This window comes from Paenarthrobacter sp. CCNWLY172 (genome assembly GCF_037402035.1).
GTDB lineage: Bacteria > Actinomycetota > Actinomycetes > Actinomycetales > Micrococcaceae > Arthrobacter.
This window is the reverse complement of record NZ_JBBEGB010000001.1, coordinates 226,381-250,792: the sequence shown is the minus strand read 5'-3', so window position 1 is coordinate 250,792 and position 24,412 is coordinate 226,381. Positions and strand designations below refer to the sequence as shown.

The following is a 24,412-nucleotide window of genomic DNA, read 5'->3' as shown; positions in this document are numbered from 1 at the left end:
GGCGTGGGATATCCAGCCATTCAAGGACCCTCATACGCGGGTAGAGCCATGGCGGTGTGCTAAAGTCAATGCTTGGTTTATCAGGCGCCGTTGGCATCAGAAGACCGTATTGTGACGGGTGATTCCCGACGGAACAAGGGGCAGGTCTGTTCCAGCCGGTAACGTTGGTCCTTGGTAACATCGACCTAACAACTGGGGAACTTATGGGCTCATCTACCGACTATGTGACCAATGAATACGAGATTGGTTTGCCGGCGCTCCGCATGGAGCGCAAAGCCATCTGGGATTACTACCGCATAGAATTTCTGCCCAACGGATACCCTGGTCGCCGGACTGATGGTGTGCTCATGGCGCACCCCATCTATGGCCCTTACGTCATCACTGACTACCTGATCCAGTATGGACTCACCGAGGATCCCATTTTCCTCGAAGCTGCCATTCGGGTCGCTGACATCTCTGTAGCCATGATGGAGCCCTTGCACGACGGCTTGGTATTTAATTATGACGAGGAACGGGCCAAGGTCTCCAGCAAGAAGGGCACCTGGTACAGCGGCCTCACGCAGTCCCGTTACGTAGACGTCCTCAGTAAGCTCCTCGCCTACCCGGGTACAGATCGGTTCCGCGGACCACTGAAGGCTGTTCTGACCAGCTTGACCATCCCTGTAGAGGACGGCGGCGTGGCGCGCTACACCAGCGACGGTGGACTGATTATCGAAGAGTACCCGGCGACCTTCCCGAACTGCACACTGAACGGCTGGACCACTGCGACGTGCATCCTGTTGGACGTGGCGCGGGCCACGAACGATGAGGGCGATTGGGAAGTCTTCCACAAATCCGTTAAGGGCATGGAAAGCGTCATTGGCCTCTACGACGTCCCTGAGCTCGCCAACTCCCGTTACAAACTCGAAGGCGACGCCACGTTCCAGCTCACGGCTGCGGGCTCCGACCTGGAAGTGACGGACTGCCAAGTGGTTGTCCCATCAGCCGGCGTCTTTGCTGCGAACGTCGACGGCGACCAAGCGGGGGAAGCTCTCAAGGCCGGCCCCTTGGCCATTCGCGACGGTAAGTTGGGGCGCGTCAAGGTTCGTTTGAGTAGGTTCTCGTGGCCTTCGCCCAACAGGCTATTGCTGAAGGTCACGGCCGAACGTGCAGGGCAAGTCAAAGTGGCTATTGGCGAGACGACGTACAACCCGTTCGGGAGCGTGCCGAAGGTGACCGGTCAGAAGCACCTTCAAGAGTTCGATCTCCTACCCGGTGAAAACCTTCTTGAGATTGCGGTGCCCTGGATTGCTGCGGAGATGGTTGCACACCCCACCAATTTTTCCAAGAAGCTCACTGGGCGACAGTTCAACGTCTACCACTTCATTCACATTGATACGCTCACCAAGATCGTGGAGCAGTCTGGCAGCGAGATTCTGGGTTATTACCTCGATAAATGGCGGCATGCTCCGTCTCTTTGGGCTGAACACCCGGCATACCAAGATGAACGCTTGATGTTGGAGCGCTTCGACATGCACAAACACAAGTAGCCACAACCGACACAGATGCCCCCATCATTAGAGCGCGTGGGGGCATTTGTGTCGCCGCCCTTAGGGCGGCTTTGCAAGGTTCCCTGTGAGACGGACTCCCTCCTGTGTCAAATGATCTCTACGCATTCAACAAGAGTCAGGAGCTAGGAGCGCCGATCATGCCGACTTCCCGGCGCCACGATCCTGCCGCCTCGATTCTCACTTCGCCTGACCACCGTGTCATCGGTTCTTAGGTCCTCGCCTTTGGGCAGCCACGCCTCATGGCCTAAGCCGCTGCCGAGTCCGGTCCCCGTCCTGTGCTGTGAAACCAGGTCCCACGCCACACTCACCTGCTTTCCGTAAGGCTCTGGGGGTGACGCTCAATCGGCGCAGTTTGGGCCAACCGGAGACTGCTCGGGCACGCCAACGGCACACTCTCAGACTGGACCCGGGCAACGCGCACCACTGGCGATGCCACCGGGAAACTACAAGCCGCCTGGTTGGTCAAAGAGCAGCTTCGGGAGCTCTTGGCCACCGGATCACTTACCGATACGGAGGACGGCCTGCAGGTTCTGGTCGAACAGGCCTCTAGACCGGAAACGAACAGGCTTGGGCGCCATACCGCGATCAAGCACAGCACCAGGACCGGAAGAGGAATCACCAAACGCCCGGAACTACCAAACGCTTGTCCTACAGCGAACTGCCGCCGGGATGTCCCCAGGCCGAAAACGTTCGCCGCGAACCGCGACAGCCGCTTAGGCAGGGTGGAGCGCCGTAGTGTCGCCTTCCATAATCGCCAATACCTCAGGATCTTCCCAGGTTATGGGTGCGTAAATCTCCCCCAACTGCTGGATCAACTCAACGCATTCGGCAACGTCGGCCTCAGGTACGCGCTTGAGTTTGTGGATAAACCAGTGCTTCATGAATGTCTGGGCACGTCCCGCTTTGTAGTCCGGCATCAGTCCGACTTCTTCAAGCCAGGCGGCACGAGCCTTCTCTAAGGGAAAATACTTTTGGTAGAACCGTGGTCCGAGTGTATTTACTACAGAGTTCTCCACCGCACCGTAATAGATGTGGATTGGTACTTCGAGGACGTCGATCCTGCGGGCGTAATGTACCAACTGCTGGAAGAAGAATGAGTCCTGTCCAAGTGCTCCCACGGGCTGCTCAAGGTTAAGGCTCTTAACCCATGCGGAATTGAGCACAGCTGCTTGGATACTCATCGGATAGAAGTCCAAGCGACTGAGGAGGCTTTCCGAGACGTCGTCGCCCTCTACGGGCGAGATGTTCAAATGGCGGCCCAATTTTCGGGAGTTATGGAAATTCCTGATTCCGTCTGAATATCTGAGCATGTCACCCAGTGCCAAGTCCAGCGATTCATCAGCAGCGAGCTGAACGAGCTTCGCATAGCCGTCATAGATCGCTTCATTATCTGGATCCAAATACGTTATCCAAGGCGCCGTTGACAGTTCCAGGCCTTTATTTCGTGGCCTGGACGCACTACCGGAGCCCGTATCCCCGAACTTGAAGACGCTAACCTGGCTGTACCGCTCCGCTAATTCGTCAAGTATTTGATGCGTGCGCAGATCCGTCGATCCATCATCAACCAGGATGATCTCCATCTTGGTGAAGATGGATGAACGCTCAAGAGACCTGATGCATTTGTGAAGCAGGAATGGGCCGTTGTTATGAACAGGCACGATGACGGAAAGCAACGCTTCGGCCGAAGCCGGCATCGGGTCTGATAGCACCAGAGACTCTTCACGTCCGGCAATGCCCAAGGGATCGAGTACGTAGCCGCTGCCTCGAACGCGGTCATTACGGAGATACATTTCGCCTGCGTCGGACTCGAGCCACAATGCGCCGGCAGAAGGTTCCGGCATCGTCGAAAAGGACTCGTGTTCGGGCATCTTGACTGTGTCAATGCCGACATTCGGCATTGACTTCGTGACGAAATCAACGTCCGCGTACTTGAACGCGTTAACAAGATCCTCAACATAGGTGGGGCTGTATCTGAACCGGTCCGAAACGGGTACGGCTATATCAAACTCCCTGTACCGTTGGCGCAACTGCTCGGGGCTGACTGTTTCAATTCCCCTGACAGTCTGCTCCCGAACCACCCGCTGCAGTTCCTCGGAAGGTGACTCCATGACAGCGCACACCCTCGACCGTGAAGCTCCCGTCGACAGGCCCGCCGCCTCCAAAATCTCTGCCATGCGATCGTGAGCAAGGTGATCGGTGTAGGCCCGTCTTAGACCTTCCATTTGCACCTCGTAGAGGCTGCTCTCGGACATTCCGTCTAAAACATCCCGAACGTCTGACGAAGTTTGGGCCGTCAGCACGTTGGGGAATCTGTTGTTGACTCCCACGTTATAGTTCGACAACACCATGGACCCCATGGCCTGAAGTTCAACAACCCGGTTCGCGTACATCGAAGAACTCGAGATAACCGAGTTGAGGTTGATATTGAAGTCGGAGATCCGCTGGAGCTTCAAAAGCAGATCATGGTCAACGGTGGGCACCACATGCTGAAGGTACTCTTCCGGGAAAAAGTACCTGCTGTTCTCCAATGACCAGTTGCGGTCAATGATCACGAGGTTTCTAGACGATTCGAGGACACCATCGAAGATGGCTTTCGCTCCTGATCGGCGTGCAGGGTATCGCTGTGTATGCCATGAACCAGCGAACAGAACATCCGGGAGACGGTGTCTCCGGGAGTACACCGGTGAGTGGTGATACGGATTCACACCGAAACTCAATACTCCAATTGAACTCGCATCCGGGCAATCCCTTGTGTAGTCAGCAACACTTTCTGCTGCACAGGTGAATACATGATCGGCTGCCTTGGCGATGCTCAGGAACTGGCTATAGTTTGGTGGATCCTCTTTGGAGTAGAAGGCAATTGGCACCCCTTTGGCCCGGAAGTATGGGACGACCTCTTCAAGAAGGAACTTCCTCTTCTTCGACGTGGGAGTCGCAAGCCCTTTCCATTCACCGCTAAGTCCACGCCAGGTACTCGCTATGAGCAATAGCCCGGCATCAGCAGCTACGTCCTCATAGTTTGCCGGAGTGACGTAGCTGAGACTCGCGGTTGAGTCGAAGCTCTTGTAAAGAAATTCATCGGCAATAATCGCGACGTCAACCGGATGGGGCCTGAGGCTTCTCGAACCCAGCGTGTCGGGAATCTCCTCCAAAATGGGACGGAGATCCTCAATGTAGCCCTGGATGTGTGACGCGTTCCGTCGTGACAGATACTTTTGTTTTGTGGTCGACGGCATTGCGGGTTTGCCAGCGAGTACTGAATCCACGTAGAACTTCGAAGTATAAAACCCCTGCCGTGAGTCCGACACAGTTTGGCAGTATTCGAGTTCTTCCAAACGCTTCTTAGCCCGCCACAGGCGATTCTCCGTGTCACCCATCAGGCTTTCCCCCGTCCTTGGCGCCTGCGCAGGCGCCAATATTTCAGCTGCAGCGCACCGAGCGCCGAATTGGACAATGCTGCGAGTTTCTTGTCGCGCTCTGCGAGATCTCGCTGGCTGGCAGCGTATTTCTCCCGGTACATGTCCAGTTTCAGGCGGGCCGTGAAAAGCTCTTGGCTGAACTGCCGCCTCTCGGCTACCACAGAGGCCATCTCCACTTCCCGCTGGTACGCGTCGCGCAACTCAGCCTGCAGTTTTTCGATCTGGACATTGTGGGCAAGCGCCGCACGGCTAATGCCCTGCCGAATCTGCTCGACGTCCCCGTTGTTAGGGTCCATAAGGTAGTGAGTCTTCCTCTGTGGTAGCCGAAGTGCCGTCAGTTGGCGGCGTGGACTGCTGTCGCAGCTGCTTCTACGGTGAGATCCGTTCCCCAGATGCCGCGGGAATCAATGACGGTCTTGCCTGCATAAGCCGCCGGCGAGATGGACTTGAATTCGTCGTGGTCCACCAAAACCACAATGACGTCAGCTTTGGAAATGGCCTCTTCCGTGCCTACGAGCTCCACGTTGGATCGGTCCCTAAGAGCTGCGGGAAGGGCCTCCACGTGCGGCTCAACGACCAAGAGCTTGGCCGTGGGAAGCTGCTCAGCCAGTTCAGCTGTGATGCCGATGGACGGCGACTCGCGCAGGTCGTCGATGTTTGCCTTGAACGCCAATCCAAGCGTGGCGATAACGGGCGCGGCTCCAACTTCCTCAGCCGCCTTGCGCGCTTTGGCCACAACCCACTCGGGCTTGGCATCGTTGGTGATACGTGCTTGCCGGATGAGCTGAGCTTCCTCCGGGGCCGCAGCCACAATGAACCACGGGTCCACAGCGATGCAGTGACCCCCCACGCCCGGACCAGGCTGCAGGATGTTGACCCGCGGGTGGTGGTTTGCCAACCGGATCAATTCCCACACATCGATTCCGAGCTTATCGCTGATGATGGAGAGTTCATTTGCAAAGGCAATGTTCACATCGCGGTAGGAGTTCTCAACCAGCTTCGCCATTTCAGCCGTCACGTCATCAGTGACCAAGATTTCCCCTTGGCAGAAGACTGCATAGAGGTCTTTTGCCAGTTCTGCTGCCGCGGGCGTAATGCCACCTACAATGCGGTCATTCGTGACGAGTTCGATCATTACGCGGCCCGGCAGAACTCGCTCGGGGCAGTGAGCAAAGTGAATAACAGGGGCACCATTGGCGCCGTCAAGCGAGAGGTCAGGCCTCAGGGCGAGAATATAGTCAGCCATGTGACGCGTGGCGCGAGGCGGTGAAGTCGACTCGAGAATAACGAGTTCGTCGCCTTTGAGCTGGGGTGCTATTCCGCGAGCCGCTGCCTCAATGTAGCTCAAGTCGGCAGAATGGTCGTCGCGGAACGGAGTCGGTACGGCCACAATGTAGGCCTCTGCAGATGGAGTCTCCGTTGTTGCCTTAAGGTGTCCCTGGCTCACGGCACCTGCCACGTGTACACCGAGGTCGGGTTCCACAAATGGGACCTCGCCGCGGTTTACTGCATCGACCGTGTTTTGGTTTACGTCGATACCAACGACGTTGATCCCATTGGTGGCGAGGATGGCGGCGGTCGGAAGCCCAATATATCCAAGGCCAACAACAGCTACGGTTTTGATGTTCGTCATTTACTTCCCCTTTTTGTTAAACAGTGATGAGTTCTTTGGGATCTCCAAAGAACCTGATTTCGCCGGACGCGGCCAGTTCCTCATCTGAGACATTCCAGGTATGGCCGTCGCCCTGCCGGAACTGGCAGAAGTTGAACCTGTCGGCAGAATAGATGGAACCGCCCGCTGTGGTGACGGCTCTAAGAAAACCTGTATCTTCTCCTCGGTTAACGGCTTCAAAAGGATGGGATTCGAAGACCTCCCGACGCGCCGTGATAGTTGGTCCCACGACGAAGCGGGTTGACCGGTGTTCCATGTGAGCAATCCGGAGAACAGTCGCCTTAGTTGACGCAAAGTGCATGTAGTGGGCCTGCTTACCCACTACATCTGCCTTCGAGTAGTCAAGCGCATGCAGGAGGTCCACAAGATATTGAGGACCGTAGTAGTCGTCGTCATCCATCTTTGTGAGAACTTCACTCGAAGACGCGGCGACACACTGGTTCAGGCATTCACCCAGCGTCAAGTCTCTGGACGCAGTCAGAAGCTTGAAGCGCTGAACCCCGTGCTTTGCGGCCAAATCCTCGACATGGTCCATGGGTACTTCGAATCCGTGCGTTAGAAGGACCAACTCAACATCAACGTCCGATTGACTACCGATAGTCGCGAACACATGCTCCAGCTGATGTGGTCGAATGGTCGGCACGAGAGCACTGACTGTTGGCAGAGCAACACGACGCACACGCTCCGGGAGAACAGCTGCGATTATCGTTTCCGCGCGGTGGGCATACGTGTGCTCGCTCCAGATTCGTCGTTGGCCCCTATGAACCACTCGATCATTGAGTTCGGGGCTGCGGGCCAACATTCTGATCTGATGTTCACCCTGCTCTTGTGACCCCGCTACAAAAACCTCATCTGGCTCAAAGAAGTGACCGATAGCCGCGCTCGGCGTTGAGACTATCGGTGTCCCCGAAGCGGTGATCTCAAAAATCCTTCGCGCGCACATGCTGGGAGAACCGACCACGGAATTAACATTGAGAAATACCTTGTACGCCCTGTACGCAGTGAGCATTTTTGCGTAGTCCAGGCTACCAACTACGTTCTCGTTGAACGGTACTGGAAACTGGTAGCTGGAATCGCCACCTAGTTGGCGCGAAAATATGTCCAACCTTGGCCCTGACTTAGACGACGCGTCCCTTGCCGCACTGAGGAGTAGATCCATCTGCTGCCGGCGTTCAGGGTACTTATGAGCAAAGTACATTCCGGCGAAGGCCACTCCTCTTGAATGGCGACCCTCTCCAATGCGAACCGGATTATGGATTGCAGGCTGCGCAGCAAACGGCAGCGGAGCTATGCGGTCATGGCCCAAGTCCCTTTGATAGGACGGAATACGGTCTGAATCACTCGTGAAGACCATGTCGAACTCACGAGCTGCAGGGAGGAAGTCCTCGTAGTGAGGTGGATCCTCCTTATTCCAAAAGACTGTAGGAATCTGCCGCGCCCGGCACCACGCCATCAATTCCAAGAACTCCGGCTTTGGTCCGGATGTGCCCATGAGCTGGTACTTCCAAGAGCCTTGGTTGCCGCTCCAGGCAGACTCTACGAACAGGAAATCGATGGACGTTTCCGCCAACTGCTCCTGCCACGAGTCTTTGCGAAGGTGCAACAAGTTCCATTCAAAGGAGTAAGCAGCACTTGAAAAATCATCCAGAATCACGCCGACTCTAAGATCCTGGCGTCGCGGATCACGATCAGGTACGCGATAGGGCCCAAAGGCTGCAAGATTAGCGGGCCCCGAACCAGAAGAACCAGGTCGCGTCTTTCGTTTGCCTCGTGGACTGTTAATTCGCTTCTCGACTTTTTGTCTCCTGCGCCACTCCAAGAGCTGGTTCAGTCCTCCCTGTCGGTAATGCCAGGCAGCTTTGCGAATGTCCTCGATTACTAGCATGTCAGCGTCCTTCCATCCGACGCCCGCTGGCTCGCTCGAGCACACGTGTAGCGACAAGGTTTGCGCGGGCTTCATCCTTGATACCTGCGGCTGTGAGGTTGTTCCCACGGGAAAGGTTGGATGAGAAGTCTTTGTAAGTAGCTGTCACGTCTTCAGCAGGCCCGTCCATGATGAGTTCGCCCTTATCAAGCCAGATCACCCTGCTGCACATGTCCCGGATGGTGTCCAGGCCATGACTGACGATGAAGACGCAACCCGCTTGGGCCCGCAGCTCATCCATGCGTGCTTTACTCCGGTTGTTGAACTGCGCGTCTCCAGTATTCAGCGCCTCATCGACCAGGAGGATTTCCGGATTGACAGATGCTGCAATGGCAAAGCGTAGTCGGGACGCCATGCCCGAGGAGTACGTTTTCATCGGAAGGAAGATGGCGGAATCCAGACCTGAGACTTCGACGATACTGTCGAAACGAACATCGATCTGCTCCCTGGTCATACCCATAGCGAGGCAGCCCAGAACAACGTTTTGATCGCCGGAAAGTTCAGGGACCAGTGCGGCATTGACGCCAAGGAGAACGGGGGTGCTTGAAGCGTAAACAGCACCGTGGGTCGGCGCCACCTGGCCGCTGATCAACTTCATCATTGTGCTTTTTCCAGAACCATTACGGCCGATGATGCCGACAGACTCACCCCTTTCCACGACCAAAGAGATCTCTTTGAGCGCAGAAACAGTGACCAAGTTCGGCCGCTCCAGCAGGCTTGTAATTCTTCCCCTGATTCCCCGTCGGCTGGACGTGCTGCGTCCGTCAGAAGATGGCACCCGATAGGTCATCCGGACCTTGTCTATGACTACGCAGGGAGGACCATCCAAAAATGCAGTTGAATCAATCGCGCCCATAAGTCTCCTCCCCTTGCCAGAAGAATACGAAGCCAACCAAGAGTGCCCCCAGCGCGACGACTCCCAGAGTTGCCCATGACTCCCAAGACGGCACACGATCGTAAAGGACGCTGCTGCGAACGATATCAATGACGTTGAAGAGCGGATTGAACTTCATCACGGCGAGAATCGTCGGATCGGACACGAACCGTTCGTAGGAGTAGAAGACAGCCGAACCATACATCCAGGCACGGATAACGAAGGGAAGTAGATGGGTGATGTCGTGAACCTTCGAGATGACTCGTGCAAGTATCAGTCCGATTCCGAGATTAAAGATCCCCTGGAGAATCACGGCCGGAATGGTCAGAAGCCACAACAGGCTGACTTTCTCGGCGGGCGGCACCAGAACTATGAGGAGGAGCATGCCCAAAATCAAGGGAACAGCTGACAGCATCTCACGCATGTTGGCACCCAAAGGCAGTGCTGCCCGTGGAAAATTGAATGCTTGCACAACAGATTTACCGTTGCGAATCGATCGCGCACCTGACGTGATCGCGCCTGAGCTGAACTGGAAAAGGAAGACTCCAACAACCAGATAACCGACAAAATTATCGATGCCATGGCTGGTCTGCAGCAGCAGGCCGAACACGAAGTAGTAGGTCAACCCATTGAAGACGGGGTTCAGCAGAAGCCACGCGCTACCTAGCCGGTCTTTCCGCGTTCCACTCTGAACCCGAGCCCGGGCGTCGTAGAAAATAAACTGGCGGTAATCCCAGAGCTGGACCAGATAATCCAGAAACCCCGGACGGGACCCGACCCGGGAGAGCTTCCTGATATCCACCGACAACGGCTGTATTGCCGCCGGCGGTGGAAGCTTAGCTTTCTTTGCCGACACTAAATGGGTCTCCTTGATCGATTCGAAAACACTGTGTCGCAAGCCCAACCCAACTGAACCAGAACGCCGTCGTAGGTGCACGAAAGCGCTGCACGCGTTGCCAACCTGTCCGCTGACATCAGTTGCCCCTCAATGTTTCGTAAGCCTTGCCATATAGATCTGCGTTTGCTTTCCATGTCCGCGTGGCCAGGACTTCCTGACGGCCGGCAGCCCCCAAACGGAGTCGCAGACCTTCGTCGTCGAGCAATTCGAACAGTGCATCAGCCAAAGCGTCAGGCTTCTGCGCTGTCACCAAGCGGCCGTTTACCCCGTCATGCACGATCTCCCGTAAGGCATCAAGATCACTTGACACCACGGGTCTCCCCGAGGCCAAGGCCTCGACCGGCTTCAACGGCGTGACCGCCCTCGTTACGGCGAGATCCTTCCGAGGCACGACGAATACATCCAGAGCTTGGTGGAAGAGATGCGCTTGGGCGGCCGGCACCCGTCCTGCGAAATGAGTTCGTTCCGATAAACCGAGTCGCCGGACCTGATCCTGAAGAGCAGGAGCCGCCGCCCCATCTCCAACGACGAGCAACTTCAACTTTGACAGCCGAGGTGCAAGCAGCGCAAATGCTGAGACGAGATCATCGATGCCCTCGTAATCCACAAGACTGCTGACGGTTCCTACATAAAGCCCCGCCGGATCCAGTCCCAAGGCAAGACGGGCCGCTCTATGCTCCAGGGGTTCCCTCAAGTAGGACCCACCCACTGCGTTGGGGCAGATGAGCACCTTGTTGGCCGGGACTCCCGACGCAACGATATTGCTCTTCATGGCCTCACCCAGAGTTACCACCAAGTCAGCGCTGCGCATGACGTCGGCCTCGCGCTCCATAAACAACTGATAGCGCTCGCTGCGCCGTGCATTGTCGCCGCGGGTTGATGCCCAAGTGTCGGCAAGCTGCCCACGAACCTCGTAAACCCAGGGTAAGTCCAAAGCGTTTGCTACTTCGCGTGCAACCACGCCGTTGACAAAGTGAGTAGTTGTATGAAGAACGGAAGGCTTGAAACTCCGGGCTACTTTGAGAAGTTCATCGGCCTGCTGCTGTAAGCGACCATCCATGGACTTGGCCATGTGGCTTGGAAGTAAGCGAGTGTAGTGGACTCCATCTACAACGTCGTCGTTCCGCGCGGTCAGTGCACCGATCTGTACCGGATAGCCCAGACGGGTGACGGCTAACGTCTCCCAACCGGAGTCTTGTTGCGACGTGAGGATCGAATGGGTCCGCCGAGCATAACCACTGGCCGTATGGGGTACGGAATTCGTCAAGAGGTGCATGACGCGCCGAGGCTTTGGCTCGAAGCTGATTCTCGGCAATACGGGGCGCCATCCCCTGAAGACTTTGAGCTCTGATTCGAGTCGTGCTCGCTGCCTGGCCATACCTGCGGGCTGACCTGTCAAAGCCTCTACAGCCCCGGACATGTCGCCGTCGTACCACTTGCGTCGCGCCGAAGTCGCAGGACGTTGACGTGCGCCCTCGGCTTGACGCAAGAAGATGTCCGCCCATTCAAGCTGTCCCGCGGCAAGTGCAATTTCGCTTGCCCTCCGAGCTTGGCCGGCTGTGATTCTCTGAGCCGAAGTGCTTTCGAACCGCTTCACCAATCCGCCAATGTCACCAGCAGCGAGGCTTGCGAGCAAAAATAGCGGTTTGGACGATCTTGGTGCTGCTTTTGTGACCATGGTGGCAGCGGGCCCAACCACGGATGAAGGCAGCCGCCTAAGTATCAAAAGCACCAGCATGAAGGGTGCCTCCGTCAGGTGTTCAACAACGGTGCTTGCTGCCAACTTGAAGTTGGTCATGACGCGAATCATGTGGATTCCCGCCGTTCTGAAGCCTGCGTAGTCTTGGCTGCTACTTTTGCGATCTCCTGCATATATTGAAGGGCAAGATGTGCATAGTCCGCATGCTCACTTACCCACTCACGACCACTTTTGCCTGCTGCGAGCCTTTGTCGGTCTTGGGAAAGCTCGCGCCACAGTTGAGCAACAGCTTCAGGATTGGCCTGCACCACGTCACCCGCCTGGGCTTCGCGGATGATTCGCTCAGCCTCACCTCGGACGATTGCGGTCACATGCCTGCCGATCGCCAGAACCTCGTAGGTCTTCGATGGAACGGTGGTCTCAAATGACTTCCAGTCATCGCGGAGCGAGACGATGCAAGTGTCCGTTTCCCGGTACTTTTCAAGAACAGCCGGGCCGTGAAGCGATGGGTAAAAAGTCACCGGAGCGTTCAGTTCCCGAGCGAGCTTGACCAATTGAGGCCTGGTTGTACCTTGGCCGACCAGTGTCAGATGAAAACCATCTCCCAACAACGCGCTGGCTCGGATGAGAATGTCCAGCTTCTGGCTCTTGCCGTGATTACCAAGGTAGAGAGCCCGGAACTCCGTACGATCAAGAGCGGGGGGCTCCAGGAATGGGACTGTATGGAGATCCAGTCCATTACTGACCGTGGCTACATGCTTGATGCCCCGCGCGCGAAGCGTGTCAGCAAATCCTTCTGTCACTGTAACCACCAGGTCAGCCCGTTGCTGCAAGAACTCCACAGCATGCTCCACAAGACTCTTGACGCTGCCCTGGACGATACGAGCGTCACGTGCCAGGTCCGGCCATGCATCCCGCATCTCGACGATGAAAGGGACTCCCCTGAGCTTGGAGAGAACGTACCCGGTCGCCAACGTAGGAAGGCTGGGAGCCGTGGCGAGAATGGCGTCGGGTTTCTTGCCCCCCAGGCCCACGGGAACGGACATAACGGCAGAGAACAGCTGATCCATGAATCGGGCAAGGGACGATGTGCCCATGTGCCTCAGATAGGGGACCCGTCGGATGGTTTCACCATGAGGACCTCGCTGATGCGAAAAAGCGAGTCCGGCTTGCCTGCGGGGCAGATTGCGCCGGCCGTTTGGATAATGGGCCACAGGCGCAACAACGTCCACGTCCCAGCCAGCTTTACGGAATTCACGAGCGAGGGAGGCCCACCTGCGTTGGGGTGGGCTATGTTCTGGCCAATAAGAGTGTGTGAGGAGCATGAGGCGCATCGGTGATGCAGGATTTTCCGCAGCCTGTTCCCCGGTGAGGGAGTAACCCATGGGCTACTTGCCGTTAAGACGGGGGCGAGGACTCCCCTTGGAACGCAGAGCACGGAAGTATGCAACGCCCAGCAGAATCAGCACGAGGATGGTAACCCCTTGGACAAGGGGGTTATTCTCAGCAACGGGTGCCAAGGCAACCTTTAGCGGACCCGCAATATCGGCGCTGGCAACGGGTGGCGCCGCTGATTTGGTTGGCAATGGAGTGGGCGTTGGAGATGGTGTGGACTCCGAAGGGGCCGTCGTCGTTTCCTCAGGAACCAAAGGTTGATCAACGTAGCCCTGAACCGCGCCTTCCGCGGGCAGGTTTGGCAAAAGCGTCTCTTGGGTGGGAGCGGTGGGAACAACTGTCTCAACGGCTGGCGGGGCCACAGGCCCGGTGACCGGAGGAGCAACGGGTGCCGGCTCAACAGCCGGAGGAGCTGGTTCCGGCGTTTTCTCCGGTTCCAAAGGAGGGGGGGTCGGAGACGGCTCCAAAATCGGAGGCACTACGACCGGTGGCACCACTGGTGGGGTGGGAGTTGCGGTTTCAGTAGGTTGCCCGGTTTCACTGCCTGGTCCCGGCTCCAGCTCGGTGGCGACAGCGGGCTGAATGCCTATGAACCCGATGCTGGCCAGCAGAAAGACCACGAGCACGGCTTGAACACGTTTGATTCCAGTGCCCAACTTTCCCCCCGTTGTATGTGTTTCAGAACGCTTTCGGCGATCCATTTATCGCAACCACCTGAGACATGACGGCGCGCGGACGTTCCCCTCCGCGGAGGGGCGACCCGGATTAGTTTATCGTATGGACTAGACCCATCCCCTCAGCCGCAGAGATCCGCCGGGAGCCCGCCCGCCGGGGCGGGATAATGCCCTCTCTTGGTAGAGTCGTCTCTGCTGATGTCGATTCAGAGGAATACATGAAGCCCGCTAACCTCTTCCGACAATCATCGCCGCAGAGGCCATCCCCCATAGGAATAAGGCGATGGGCCGTCGCCATGCTCGCGGCCCTCCTTGTCGTCGTATGCGTGATCTTCGCTCCCTGGGACAATAACGCCGGAACACCCAACACTGCCGTAACACCCAACGCCCCCGCTTCGCCGCCCACCCATCCCATCAGCGGTTACTTCATCACCGCCAATACCGAGTCATCCGCCAACAGGGACAAGATGGCTGATATCAAGGCCTTGGGTGGAGATACAGCGATCACTTTTGGCACCCTTCTGAGGCCGGCCACGGAGGAGTCCCTTCCTACCGACTGCGTTGTGCAAGGTATGGCCTGCGGCAAATTCGTCAGCACCTCCTTAAGTGTTCATCGATACTTCACCTATTCCGATGGAAGCCACTGGGGGGAGTCTGTCTCGAAGTGTCCCAATGACCGGACTGTCTCATCCGCCGGCAAGTCGTACACCATATTGGTGCTGCCCACAGAGGGCCGCGGCTGCAACTCCCCCGACGGAACCTATGACGTGGTGATAGTGGGGGGCAGCAAAGAGTCCGCCGAAGATCCAGCCGCCGCATTGTCGTCGGCGGCCACCGAACTGGACATGAAGTTCTACGCGGGTCTCCCGGCACCAATCAAGCGGACCGACGTGGATTACCTTCCCGATCTTTCATACATCAATACCCTTGACCTTTTCACGGAGCGGTTCCTGGAATATCAGGCCGCTAATAATGACGTTCCCGGTCTTGCCGGCTTTTATCATCACTTCGAGATGCCGATCAGCTCCGCTCAATTCTTCGACCCCGTTTTGTCTCTCTACAAGATGCAAAACACGGCAATCAAGCGCGTACTTCCGACCCGTTCAGCGATCGTTAGTCCGTATATAGAATCCAGATCAGCGGCGTCCAACGTCAGCCCTCAGGATGCCCGGCTCGGGATACGCAGGATCGCCCAGACCTCTGGTGGCCTCGCGCTGAACATCGCCATCCAAGATGGCATGGGAACTGGAAAGGGCGCAGCGTACATGCCCAGCGAGGGCAACGATCCCGTGGATACTTTTGCCGCAACCATCGTCGGCAAGGGGACGTGGGGAGAGAAGTACGTGGCACCCAATAGGGACTACTTCCAAGCCGCGGCGGATGGCATCACCGGGACGGGTGCCGTTTTGTGGGCCAACTTGGAAGGCATGGCCCCCTCCACAGAGTCCAATACATGCGGCAACAGCCTTCGTGGGCAAACCACCTTGGAGAGAATGGATCGCCAGCTTCAACAGATGGCTCCGGCTGAAAAGATAATTTCATTCATGTGGGATCCGTACTTCACGTGCAAAGGCACCGGCACGCCGCTCAAGGAGGAACTGCAGTCGGGACATACGTCGCCCGTCGTGACGGACGCTAAGGTCGACTCAGACGCAGGCGTAATAACCGTCAACGGATTCAATCTCTCCGGCGGACAAGTGAAAGTGTCCTGGACCACAAGTGACGGGGCTTCCCATGAGTTGGACTCAAACCCTTCAAGCACGGCGGAAAAAGGCGGTGAGGACGGCAGCTCTAATCCAAGACTTGAATCGATCGTCATCAGCCTCGATGGATCAACGCTGCCCCCTGGAACCCCGTACCTGGTGAACGTCACCAGCCGGCAGGACTCCGGCCAAAAAGTGGAGTTTGCGGACGGCGTATTTTCGCCTTGATAGAATCGTCACTGCTGATGCCAACATCAAGGAACACATGACGCTCCCGAACGATACCGAAACTCCCACCTCAGAGTCCCGTCCCAGACGGCAGAAAAGCGGCAAGAAAACTGTACGGAACGTACTCCTTGGCTTTGCAGCCGCCGTGCTCGTCGCGGGTCTGATTGGGGGTGGCTACCTTTACAACCTTGCTCAGACGTTCAATTCGGGCACCACCAAGATCGAGACGGCCTTCCCTGAAGAGTCGACTCGGCCTCAGAAGACCGAGCCCGTGAATGGCACCGCCGCAATGAACATCCTTGTGATGGGTAGTGACACTCGCGGGTCTGCGGAGCTCGACATTGATACTCAGGCTTCCACCGACCAGCGCGCTGACACGTTGATGCTCGTGCACATCCCGGCAGACCGCAAGAACGTGTACGCAGTATCACTCATGCGTGACCTTTGGGTGGATATTCCGGGGAAGGGGGAGTCAAAGATCAACTCTGCCTTGGCTCTTGGGGGCGTGCCACTGATGGTCCAGACTGTTGAGTCCCTATTCCAACAGCGCATTGATCATGTCGCAATGGTCGATTTTGAAGGCTTCAAGGGTCTTACTGATGCTCTGGGCGGAGTCGAAGTGGATGTAAAGATCCCCTTTGCACCGGCGAAGGGCCCCATGAAGGGCCACTACTACGAAGCCGGAAAGCAAACGCTTAATGGTGATGAGGCACTGGCTTTTGTCCGTGAACGTATGTCATTCAGCGATGGCGACTACCAGCGAGTGCGGAACCAGCAGGCGTATATGAAAGCAATCATCAGCAAGACGATTGCACGGGAAACCCTGACCAACCCTATGACCGTCAACAGCATGGTTAGCGCTGTGACTCCTTTCATCAGCGTCGACAAGAGCTTCGACGCTGCCGCCATCGGGAGCCTCGCCGTTGGTATGAAGGATCTGCGAGCAAATGACACAGTGATGTTCACCTTGCCCACTCTCGGCACGGGCACCTCAGCTGACGGCCAGTCGATTGTTGTCGCCGATACAGCAGCCATCTCGGACATCGCAGGAGCCCTTTCCAAGGACCAGTTAGGCGCCTATGTCACGGCCCATGCTCTGGAAAAAGGTAACTAGCACCGGAGTCAGCCGCAACTGTTGTCGCTGGGCCTAGGCCCCTGTACGCGCACTCGTCGCGTCCAGGGGCTTCTTTGTGCCTTCCTGGCCACTGGCAAATTGAACTGAGCACCGTTCCCATTCAGAGTCAGGCCCTGACGCAGGAGCTATTCGAACGGAAACGGAGCGCGCACTAATCGTTAGGATGCGCCATTCGCTTTGCAGAAACCGTTGGCTCGGATTGCTTCTACAACTCCGGCCGCCTCGGTATCCGCTATGGGATCGTCAGCACGGTTGAAATGCTTGACCACAGTAGCCACCAGCGCTTTGTCGCTGCCGCCTTGAAGGATGGCGGCGCAGACATAGCGGGAATTGGTTGCGATCTCTTCCTGTGTGAATTTCGGAGCCACTGGAGAAATGCGCTTCAAGAGGTCAGCGCTCTGTTCTTCCGTCACCTTGGGGACTGCTGGTTTGGACTCCGTAGTCGTAGGCTGGGGCTCGGACTGGCTCGGGGCGGAGCACCCAGCCAGGGCGAGTGTGATCAGGGCAGCGGAGAGTGCGCGTCTCATAACTGTGGAATTCTCCTGGGGGTAGCAGTACAGGTCGTGGGCACTTGGCCCGCAGACGACACTATCCGATGCGGTGCCACGGACCCACTTGTCACCCGTGCTTTAGGGGCGCCCAGCTCTTGTTGTGATCCTAACTCGTCAGCGAGGCCGGTTGTCGCGCAAGCTTTAGTTCCCACCAAAAAGTCCCGCCAACTTGACGTTGGCGGGACTCCGTGGGTTTGTGGAAATTTGAGATCTACGAGGGTTAGGCTCCGACGCTTGAGTTGGAGTAACCGATTTGAATTTTGGACCCTGTAGGAAGCGTACCAAGCGCTTGGCTAAGGACGATCTCGACCATCGTGACAATTATAGTGGTCGATGACTTGCTGACCTTATGTAAGGTGACTTGGCCTAGACCTGGTACTTGAATGACTGTGTTCGGGGCAACCGATGCGTTGATTGCCGGCAGTCCAGCAATCCTGAGATTCGTAAATGTCGACGTGTCGGTCAGCTTAACTGCGCCCCCACCCGGAGCACGGCTTGCACTGGTTTCTGCCTTGATAGCGTCAACTTGTATGACGCCGTTAAGGACATTGACTCCTCCGATGGTATTGACCACGGTGCTCTTCGCCTCAGGAGTCAGAACGCCCGTAGCTGTCGTCACGGAAGCTCCAGCCGAAACCGCGCCTGGGATGTTGACTGCGGCCACATTCGCCGTCGTCGTTCCTCCCGCGCATTTAACGGACGCCAGTGCAGTGGGGCCGGACCCAATGAGACCGGATGCCAGGGTAGCCCTTGTGCCATATCCTGTCCCTGCGAGATAACCGGTCTGCGGTGGCGTCAACTTGACGTTGCTGACTCCGAGGCGGATGTCTGTACCAACCTTTAGACCAAGTAGCCCTGCTTTCAGAATTTCCACCCGCAATGCCGTGGTGGAGACTTGGTAGGTGGTGCCAACCAAGCGCTTCTCTTGGCCGTTCAGTGTAACTTTTCCTACCGAACCCAGAAGCGGCACTTTGAGGTCAATAACGGTATTGGCTGCCGGATTGGCGTTTACAGCGATGCCCAACACTTTAAGGTCGGCGATAGTTGTTTGATTTGTCCCGGCAAAAGCACCGGCGGTGTTCTTCTCTGCGGTGCTTTCGGAGGTTATGGCACCCGCGGTAATGAGACCACCGAGCAGGTTCGCCCCGGCTACGGTCGACTTCCCCTCAATGCGTTTACTTGTTGTGGTGAGCACTGTCTTGACAGTCGTGTTTGCATTGCCGACAGTTCCAACGGCGGGGACGTTAAGCCCGCTGACGTTGTTGGAGGCCGTCTTACCCGTAGCACCCGTGCAGGCAATGCTCGCGCTGGCAGTTGGACCGGAAGTCAGTGTCTTGTCCGTGTTGAAAATGTATGACCCGTATGCGGACCCCGCAAATCCAGTAGTGATTTGTGCCGGCGTAATGCTTGTAGTGGCAAAGGCCGAAGATGTGGCGCCGCCCGTAAGCGCAAGCGCAAGAGCGCCCGCCAAAGCGACCATAGAACGTTTCATGTAATGCCCCCAGTAGTAGAACACGATGCTGCGATGGTGATCACACCGTAACGTCCAAGGTGCCTACTGGCAATAGACCGAAAAGCCAAGAAGCTTTCATACTTGGAATTTACGATTCCCGCATAATTGTTGCGACTTTTTCAACACAATCTCTAATGGTCGCCCCTTCCCCTATCTCTGGCCCTGTCACCCGTCGGGTTCCTAGGGCTTTACGCCGCCCACCCCCACGCCACTCGTTCGTCATCGGTAGTATTCACCCGCGATGGCATGCGGGCTATAGAATGCCCGTAAAGACGCGCTTCAGCGTCACGACTTCCGGGGGATTCTTTGAGTAGTGTTTTAGCTGGTTCGCGCCCGTGCCGACCGGTGGGTATACGACGACGGCATAGAGTCTCCGGGTTCGGCACCGCCGCTTTGACCTTGGCACTGGCGTTGGGAACGGCTGCCGCACCGGCAACGGCTGACGTTGTCAAGGATGCTGTCCTGGTGGGTGAACAGCCTTCCAATATAGCCGTAAATTCGGTAACCGACACGGCCTATGTGTCGACTTTAGGCGGCATTTACAGCATCAGCGGGGGTGGCACGGCGAATGTGTATCAGCCCGATATCTTGTCGTCGCGCATCGCTGTAAACTCAGCGACGAACAAGATCTACGTCAGCGATTCCAGTTCGGTCGCAGTAGTTGACGGCGTGACCCACGCAGCCACCACCGTCTCAGTTGGCGCTAATGCAGACGTCATTGCGGTAAACGAAAAGACCAATAAGGTCTATGTCAGCACAGCAAATGGCCTCAAGATCATCGATGGCGCTACAAACGTGGCCTCTCCAGTCCTGAACTCCGCCGGCGCGCAAGACATTGCAGTCAATACCGCCACCAACAAGGTCTACGCTCTTTCCGCCGGGACTGTGAAAGTCATCGACGCCAGCGGAAAGATCACGTCAACTGTGTCCGTAGGTGCGGGCGGGATCGGTGCTATCGCGATCAATCCGTCAAAGAACAAAATCTACGTCACGACGACACCGAAGTATGGATCCAGCGTTAAGGTCATCGACGGTGCCACTGACAAGATCACGGGATCCATGTCATCCGGGGGCCCACTCGGAACTTTGGCGGTGAACCCCGCTACCGACAAGATCTACGTCGAATCCGGTACCTGGAACAGCGACGGATCCATCAAGGTGATCGACGGCGCCACCCTGACGGAAACTGCGCACATAGTCACGGCTACCCGAGTTCGCAGCATCGTGGTAAACCCGTCCAACAACAAGATCTACGCCACCATGACTGGCCGTGGAACCACCGTTATTGATGGCCGGAACAACACCAGCAGTGCGCTTTACACGGGCCAGGAACCCGACGCTGCAGTCGTGAACACGTCCAACAACAAGGTCTACGTGGTCAACTCCGAGAGTGATTCTGTGGGCGTCATTGACGGAAACGCGGAACAGCCCGTCAAGAACGACTTCAATGGAGATCTCAAGGCCGACATCTTGGCCAGAGATGCAGCAGGGGTGCTCTGGCTCTACCCCGGCGATGGCTCCGGCGGCTGGCTGCCGCGCCTCCAGGTGGGACAGGGCTGGAACGTCATGAACGCCCTCGTGGCTCCCGGCGACTTCAACGGAGACGGCAATGCAGATGTGCTGGCTCGTGACGGGGGCGGAGTGTTGTGGCTCTACCCAGGCAACGGCTCCGGCAGCTGGCTCACTCGTGTGCAGGTCGGCAGCGGTTGGGAAGGCATGAGCGCAATTGAGGCAATCGACTTTCATGGTGACGGATTCGCTGATGTCGTAGCTCGTGCCCGGGATGGCGCGCTCTGGGTATATCGCGGAGATGGCAAGGGCGGTTGGCTGCCCCGGATGTGGGCCGGTTCGGGCTGGGCCGGAATGTCCGAGATTACTGGCGTAGCCGACTTCAACGGTGATGGGGTCTCTGATCTCGTAGCCCGCGACGGCGCCGGAACTCTGTTCCTCTATCCGCCCAACGGCTATGGAAGCTGGCTCCCAAAGCAGACCATTGGACAGGGTTGGAACAGCATGAACTCACTTGTTGGTCCCGGCGACTTCAACGGCGACGGCAGGGCCGATATTCTCGCCCGCAACGCCGCAGGCGAGCTGTGGCTCTATGCGGGCAACGGCGGAGCATCGTGGCCCACCTCGAGCAAAGTGGGCTCAGGCTGGAACGGCATGTCCGCCATTCTCTGATTCACACCATTTCATGACAACCAACGGCCAACCCTGATCGAATTTGGGTTGGCCGTTGGTGTATCAGCTATAGAATTCGAACACCGACGCTGTTGAGCGTCACGACTTATGGGGGGCTCTATGTCTGTTGCTATTGATGAATCGCGCGCCTTTAGAGAATCAAACCAACGACGACGCCGGGCGGCGGCTACGTTTGTCGCCACCGGCCTAGCGGTGGCTTTGTCGCTGGGAACCATGGCTGCGCCGGCCACGGCTGACATTGTTGGGGATGATTTCCACCTTGAAGGTGAGGCCGCATCCATCGCACTCAACTCCACAACAGACACAGCGTACATAAGGTCAGATGGCGCCGTGCTCAGGGTCAAAGACCGCAGCTCGAGTCAGGTTAAGTGGGTGGGTGACTCGCCGGGGGTGTTGGCCGTCAACTCGACGACGAACAGACTCTACGTCGCAAGTTCTGACGCATCGATGATGGAGAGAAATGCCCTTGTAGTGATCGATGAAGGGACTCAGGAATCCACCCTAATTCCGTTCGATTCATACGTCGGTGATATTGCTGTGAACGAGAGGGCCAATAGGGTCTACGTCAACACGGACGCAGGGATCACGGTGCTAGATGGAGACACTAATACCCCCACTCTCGTGGCGGGTTCCGCAGGCCGTGGTAGGACCATTGTCAATCCAGTCTCAAATAAGGCATACGTACTCTCGAATGCCGGCGTAAGTGTCATTGATGCATCTGGAAAAATCACCTCAACTATGAACGTCGACGGAATTGACGTCCTCAACTGGGCAGTGAATCCTGTGAAAAATAAGATCTACATCACAACCAAGACGATATCCGGTTCCAGCCTCAAAGTGATCGATGGCGTCAGCGACACCATCACCGCCACGCTATCTTGGGACGGCCCCCTGGAGAACTGGGCCCTGAATCCGGCGACAGACAGGCTCTACATCGGTTCGGCTGCTGCATCCAATAGTGGATCCGTCCGTATTGTCGATGGGACCACTATGAAGGAGACAGCAAAAATCCCCACGCCTACGCGGGTGAAGAAAATCGTGGTGAACCCGACGAATAACAAAATCTATGTTTCGATGGCCGACCGAGGTACCACAGTCATTGACGGTGGGAACAACGGCACAACGACGCTGAGGATTTCGCCGTGGCTCATGGCTGCCGTAAACCCGTCCAACAACAAGGTCTACACTGTGGTCGGTAACCACATATCCGTCATTGATGGGAATACAAAACCGCCCGTCAAGAACGACTACAACGGAGATCGCACGGCGGACGTCGTTGCCAGGGACTCGGCCGGATTGCTGTGGCTCTACCCCGGCGACGGTTCAGGTGGGTGGCTGCCCCGTAAACAGGTAGGACAAGGCTGGAACATCATGACAGCCATCGTCGCGCCCGGAGATTTCAATGGCGACGGTAATGCAGATGTTTTGGCCCGCGATGGAAGCGGACTGCTTTGGCTATACCCGGGTAACGGCTCGAGTGGTTGGCTTCCACGCGTCCAGGTCGGAAGTGGGTGGGAGAGCATGACGGCAATTGAGGGCATCGGACAGTTTAACGACGACGAGTTCGTCGATATCGTTGCGCGTTCCAGCGAAGGCTGGCTATTTGTCTATCGCGGCGACGGGAACGGCGGTTGGTTGCCTCGCTATTATGCAGGTTTTGGGTGGAACGGGATGTCCGAAATCACAGGCGTGGGTGACTTCAACATGGACAGCACTCCTGACCTTGTTGCTCGCGACGCAGCCGGAGCACTTCAGCTTTACCGCAACGGTAATGGTTGGCTCCCGACTCAGCAGATCGGCCAGGGCTGGAACGTCATGAACTCCCTGGTTGGACCTGGTGACTTCAACGGTGACGGGAAGGCCGACATCCTGGCACGCAACGCGGCCGGCGAGCTGTGGCTCTACGCAGGTAGCGGGGGCGCAGCCTGGCCAACGGCCACAAAGGTGGGCACCGGCTGGAACGTCATGACGGCCATCCTCTAACGCACTCAGCCATCGAAGGAAAACGGCGGCTGGCCCTGTAAACGATCAGGACCAGCCGCCCCTCACACCACCCAGAAACTCCCGCACATCCCCCGCCACCCGCTCCGGGCACTCCCATAGCACCAGGTGACCGGTCTCCTCATATATCTTGAGGCGCGATCCCGGAATGCGGCTGGCAAGGGTCTCCTGATGATGCCGCGGAACCAGATGGTCGTGGGCGCCCCAGAGAATCAAGGCAGGTGCTGAAATGGTGCCTGTTTCCGTTGGCGGCACCGCTTCGTAATAGCCGCGCAGCGACTCCTTCCAAATGGACGCCGGCATGGCTAAACCGTCCTGCACGCGGTCTTCAATGTAGGAAGCAGGCACGGTGTGCAACAGCCGGTACCAAGACAGAGACCCGCGCACCCACTCCTCTGAAATCGGATCAGTCAGCGAATCCATTTCGGCGGCGAACGCCGGCTTCCCGTGGAGGCTCAACGGCGCCCCGACCAGAATCAGAGATGCCAACAGTTCCGGATGCATCACGGCTAGTTGTTGGGCAACGTATCCCCCGCTGGAAGAACCCACCACATGGGCACGGACAAGGCCCATGGCATCAAACAGAGCCACCACGTCTTCGGCCACCTCCACCAGCGAGTAGCCGCCGGGAGGTTTCTCGGCAAGACCATGTCCACGAAGATCCGGGGCCACAACAACTGCATCCGGAACCGAGGCAATCAGCCGCTCGAAACTGCGCCAGGACTCGCTCCAGGCGTGTAACAAGAGTAAGGGCGTGCCGCCGTCGTCGACTGCTTGTTCAAGGCGACCTTGTACGAAACAGGGGACGCTGATACCGGTGCGCAAGGCGACAGTCCTGATCTCGGACTCCATAGGGCCAGCGTACGCTCGGAGCCCCCGCGGGACGAGGGCAAGGGCACCCGGCGAACTACCAGCTAGCGAGGCTATGGTTGCTGGGTCCCGCCTGATCCCCCATCAGGCGGGACACTTTCGTT

At 57.2% G+C, this 24,412-nt stretch carries 16 protein-coding genes; 5 read left to right on the top strand and 11 right to left on the bottom strand.

Going from position 1 to position 24,412, the window contains the following annotated elements; translation table 11 throughout:
• Positions 1-203: 203 nt before the first annotated feature.
• Positions 204-1,529 carry a D-glucuronyl C5-epimerase family protein gene (locus WBN73_RS01090; protein WP_337339263.1) on the top strand — a complete coding sequence of 442 codons (1,326 nt, stop codon included), beginning with the start codon at positions 204-206 and terminating at the stop codon, positions 1,527-1,529.
• Positions 1,530-2,263: 734 nt separating this feature from the next.
• On the opposite strand, the gene WBN73_RS01085 is transcribed toward WBN73_RS01090, so the two are convergent.
• The 8 genes from WBN73_RS01085 to WBN73_RS01050 form a co-directional block, all read right to left on the bottom strand.
• Positions 2,264-4,885, bottom strand: a complete 2,622-nt coding sequence (locus tag WBN73_RS01085) for a glycosyltransferase (protein WP_337339262.1) — start codon at positions 4,883-4,885, stop codon at positions 2,264-2,266.
• A 41-nt stretch (positions 4,886-4,926) separates the two neighbouring features.
• Positions 4,927-5,265, bottom strand: coding sequence for a hypothetical protein (locus WBN73_RS01080; protein WP_337339261.1), 339 nt, complete (start codon positions 5,263-5,265; stop codon positions 4,927-4,929).
• 38 nt (positions 5,266-5,303) lie between these two features.
• Positions 5,304-6,602 carry a UDP-N-acetyl-D-mannosamine dehydrogenase gene (wecC, locus tag WBN73_RS01075; protein ID WP_337339260.1) on the bottom strand — a complete coding sequence of 433 codons (1,299 nt, stop codon included), beginning with the start codon at positions 6,600-6,602 and terminating at the stop codon, positions 5,304-5,306.
• Between the two features lie 16 nt (positions 6,603-6,618).
• A complete protein-coding gene (locus tag WBN73_RS01070) occupies positions 6,619-8,295 on the bottom strand; it encodes a glycosyltransferase family protein (protein WP_337339259.1) in 1,677 nt (558 codons plus the stop codon).
• A 232-nt stretch (positions 8,296-8,527) separates the two neighbouring features.
• On the bottom strand, positions 8,528-9,421 hold the full coding sequence (locus WBN73_RS01065; RefSeq protein ID WP_337339258.1) for an ABC transporter ATP-binding protein: 894 nt from the start codon (positions 9,419-9,421) through the stop codon (positions 8,528-8,530).
• A complete protein-coding gene (locus WBN73_RS01060; protein WP_280623376.1) occupies positions 9,408-10,295 on the bottom strand; it encodes an ABC transporter permease in 888 nt (295 codons plus the stop codon). Before WBN73_RS01060 ends, WBN73_RS01065 begins: the two co-directional genes overlap by 14 nt.
• Before the next feature lie 118 nt (positions 10,296-10,413).
• The gene (locus tag WBN73_RS01055) at positions 10,414-12,135 is read right to left on the bottom strand and encodes a glycosyltransferase family 4 protein (protein ID WP_337339257.1); all 1,722 of its coding nucleotides are present in this window, start codon (positions 12,133-12,135) and stop codon (positions 10,414-10,416) included.
• A gap of 8 nt (positions 12,136-12,143) precedes the next feature.
• On the bottom strand, positions 12,144-13,361 hold the full coding sequence (locus tag WBN73_RS01050; RefSeq protein ID WP_253951676.1) for a glycosyltransferase family 4 protein: 1,218 nt from the start codon (positions 13,359-13,361) through the stop codon (positions 12,144-12,146).
• A gap of 1,211 nt (positions 13,362-14,572) precedes the next feature.
• Here WBN73_RS01050 and WBN73_RS01045 point away from each other — a divergent pair.
• Both WBN73_RS01045 and WBN73_RS01040 read left to right on the top strand, forming a co-directional pair.
• Positions 14,573-16,036: a hypothetical protein gene (locus tag WBN73_RS01045; protein WP_337339256.1), complete on the top strand. Its 1,464-nt coding sequence runs from the start codon at positions 14,573-14,575 to the stop codon at positions 16,034-16,036.
• Positions 16,037-16,073: 37 nt separating this feature from the next.
• Positions 16,074-17,150 carry an LCP family protein gene (locus tag WBN73_RS01040; RefSeq protein ID WP_280623379.1) on the top strand — a complete coding sequence of 359 codons (1,077 nt, stop codon included), beginning with the start codon at positions 16,074-16,076 and terminating at the stop codon, positions 17,148-17,150.
• Between the two features lie 179 nt (positions 17,151-17,329).
• Here WBN73_RS01040 and WBN73_RS01035 read toward each other — a convergent pair whose 3' ends face one another.
• Together WBN73_RS01035 and WBN73_RS01030 are read right to left on the bottom strand one after the other, a co-directional pair.
• The gene (locus tag WBN73_RS01035; RefSeq protein WP_337339255.1) at positions 17,330-17,698 is read right to left on the bottom strand and encodes a lipoprotein; all 369 of its coding nucleotides are present in this window, start codon (positions 17,696-17,698) and stop codon (positions 17,330-17,332) included.
• Positions 17,699-17,942: 244 nt separating this feature from the next.
• Positions 17,943-19,214 (bottom strand): choice-of-anchor P family protein, encoded by a 1,272-nt coding sequence (locus tag WBN73_RS01030; protein ID WP_280623381.1) that lies wholly within the window; start codon positions 19,212-19,214, stop codon positions 17,943-17,945.
• Positions 19,215-19,628: 414 nt separating this feature from the next.
• On the opposite strand from WBN73_RS01030, the gene WBN73_RS01025 reads away from it, so the two are divergent.
• Together WBN73_RS01025 and WBN73_RS01020 are read left to right on the top strand one after the other, a co-directional pair.
• The gene (locus tag WBN73_RS01025; protein ID WP_337339254.1) at positions 19,629-21,416 is read left to right on the top strand and encodes an FG-GAP-like repeat-containing protein; all 1,788 of its coding nucleotides are present in this window, start codon (positions 19,629-19,631) and stop codon (positions 21,414-21,416) included.
• A gap of 234 nt (positions 21,417-21,650) precedes the next feature.
• On the top strand, positions 21,651-23,420 hold the full coding sequence (locus WBN73_RS01020) for an FG-GAP-like repeat-containing protein (RefSeq protein WP_337339253.1): 1,770 nt from the start codon (positions 21,651-21,653) through the stop codon (positions 23,418-23,420).
• Positions 23,421-23,465: 45 nt separating this feature from the next.
• On the opposite strand, the gene WBN73_RS01015 is transcribed toward WBN73_RS01020, so the two are convergent.
• Positions 23,466-24,263: an alpha/beta fold hydrolase gene (locus WBN73_RS01015; protein WP_337339252.1), complete on the bottom strand. Its 798-nt coding sequence runs from the start codon at positions 24,261-24,263 to the stop codon at positions 23,466-23,468.
• Positions 24,264-24,412 lie beyond the last annotated feature (149 nt).

Excerpts from the sequence above, each read along its gene's own strand:
- WBN73_RS01090 (WP_337339263.1), top strand. The coding sequence starts at position 204 with ATGGGCTCATCTACCGACTATGTGACCAATGAATACGAGATTGGTTTG.
- WBN73_RS01080 (WP_337339261.1), bottom strand. The coding sequence starts at position 5,265 with ATGGACCCTAACAACGGGGACGTCGAGCAGATTCGGCAGGGCATTAGC.
- wecC (WP_337339260.1), bottom strand. The coding sequence starts at position 6,602 with ATGACGAACATCAAAACCGTAGCTGTTGTTGGCCTTGGATATATTGGG.
- WBN73_RS01065 (WP_337339258.1), bottom strand. The coding sequence starts at position 9,421 with ATGGGCGCGATTGATTCAACTGCATTTTTGGATGGTCCTCCCTGCGTA.
- WBN73_RS01055 (WP_337339257.1), bottom strand. The coding sequence starts at position 12,135 with ATGACCAACTTCAAGTTGGCAGCAAGCACCGTTGTTGAACACCTGACG.
- WBN73_RS01050 (WP_253951676.1), bottom strand. The coding sequence starts at position 13,361 with ATGCTCCTCACACACTCTTATTGGCCAGAACATAGCCCACCCCAACGC.
- WBN73_RS01045 (WP_337339256.1), top strand. The coding sequence starts at position 14,573 with ATGGCTGATATCAAGGCCTTGGGTGGAGATACAGCGATCACTTTTGGC.
- WBN73_RS01040 (WP_280623379.1), top strand. The coding sequence starts at position 16,074 with ATGACGCTCCCGAACGATACCGAAACTCCCACCTCAGAGTCCCGTCCC.
- WBN73_RS01035 (WP_337339255.1), bottom strand. The coding sequence starts at position 17,698 with ATGAGACGCGCACTCTCCGCTGCCCTGATCACACTCGCCCTGGCTGGG.
- WBN73_RS01030 (WP_280623381.1), bottom strand. The coding sequence starts at position 19,214 with ATGAAACGTTCTATGGTCGCTTTGGCGGGCGCTCTTGCGCTTGCGCTT.
- WBN73_RS01020 (WP_337339253.1), top strand. The coding sequence starts at position 21,651 with ATGGCTGCGCCGGCCACGGCTGACATTGTTGGGGATGATTTCCACCTT.